Origin of the sequence: Mesorhizobium sp. M7A.F.Ca.CA.004.04.2.1, assembly GCF_004022825.1 — a bacterium.
In the GTDB taxonomy this organism is placed as follows: domain Bacteria; phylum Pseudomonadota; class Alphaproteobacteria; order Rhizobiales; family Rhizobiaceae; genus Mesorhizobium.
This window is the reverse complement of record NZ_RZPH01001717.1, coordinates 1-542: the sequence shown is the minus strand read 5'-3', so window position 1 is coordinate 542 and position 542 is coordinate 1. Positions and strand designations below refer to the sequence as shown.

The window sequence follows — 542 nt, the reverse complement described above, 5'->3', positions numbered from 1 at the left end:
GTCTTGCCGCAGCCGGAAGGACCGACAATCGCCGTGCGGCTGCCGCTGGCGACGTTCAGGTCGACGCCGGCAAGGGCGGCCACCGGGCCGTACTGCTTGTGCAAGCCACCGATTTCGAGAAAGCTCATCGTCCGGCCATCCGTTTCGACTGGACATAGAGCAGCCAGGTCAAGGGCAGCGACATCGCCACCATGATGAAGGCGTAAGGTGCCGCGGAGGCATAATCAATCTCGCCGCTGTAGGACCAGAACGCCATCGCCAGCGTGCGGGTGCCGTTCGGCGCCAGCATCTGGGTGGCGGTCAGTTCGTTCATGATGCCGAGCGCCACCAGCGCCATGCCGGCCGCGGCACCCGGCGCCGACAGGCGGATCGTCGTCGACCACAGCGCCTGCAGCGGCGGGCGGCCGAGGCTGGAAGCGGCGCGTTCGAGCTCGACCGGTGCCTGCGCGATCGACGCCCGCCGGCTGACCAGCGCGCGGGGCAGGAACATCAGCGCATAGGCCACCAGGATGGGGAACAGGGGCTGATAGAGCGGCAGCGCG

The 542-nt window shown here is 68.5% G+C and carries 1 protein-coding gene and 1 pseudogene; both read right to left on the bottom strand.

The genetic code is table 11. The features are described 5' to 3' along the window. Positions 1 to 128, bottom strand: a pseudogene (locus tag EN893_RS37185) (ATP-binding cassette domain-containing protein); the annotation flags it as partial. Next, positions 125 to 542: ABC transporter permease subunit (locus tag EN893_RS37180; protein WP_128362317.1), on the bottom strand; the 418-nt coding region annotated here is incomplete at its 5' end. The gene EN893_RS37180 and the pseudogene EN893_RS37185, both read right to left, overlap by 4 nt.